1 protein-coding gene is annotated in these 440 nt (G+C 69.8%); it reads left to right on the top strand.

Annotated features, from left to right (window positions below; all coding sequences use genetic code 11):
* Window positions 1-140: 140 nt before the first annotated feature.
* Window positions 141-440 (top strand): glycosyltransferase family 2 protein (locus G3I78_RS48565; RefSeq protein WP_164437034.1); only part of this gene is annotated, 300 nt, incomplete at its 3' end.

The raw sequence follows: 440 nt of genomic DNA, 5'->3' as shown, positions 1-440 counted from the left end.
GGCGGGGCGGCTGTGGCCGGCACGGTCGGCTCGGCCTGGGGCGTCGCCGCCGCGACCGTCAGCGGCTCGGCCGTGTGGTGGCTGCAACTGCGGTCCGCCCTGCGCGAGCACAACCACCCCCTCCCCGAAGTGAGGACCTCATGACCGCCCAACCCAGGCTGAGCATCGGCCTGCCCGTCTACAATGGCGAGGAGTACCTGGCCGAGTCGCTCGACGCCCTGCTCGGCCAGACCTACGAGGACTTCGAGCTGGTCATCTGCGACAACGCCTCGACCGACGGGACTCAGGACATCTGCCGCAAGTACACCGAGCAGGACTCGCGCATCCGGTACCTCCGGCTGCCGCGGAACATCGGCGCCACGCCGAACCACAACCATGTGCTCGCCGAGTCCCGCGGCGAGCTGTTCAAGTGGGCCTCGCACGACGACCTTTACGCCCGC

Source organism: Streptomyces sp. SID13726 (assembly GCF_010548375.1).
Taxonomy (GTDB): domain Bacteria; phylum Actinomycetota; class Actinomycetes; order Streptomycetales; family Streptomycetaceae; genus Streptomyces.
This window is presented reverse-complemented; position numbering and strand designations above follow the sequence as displayed.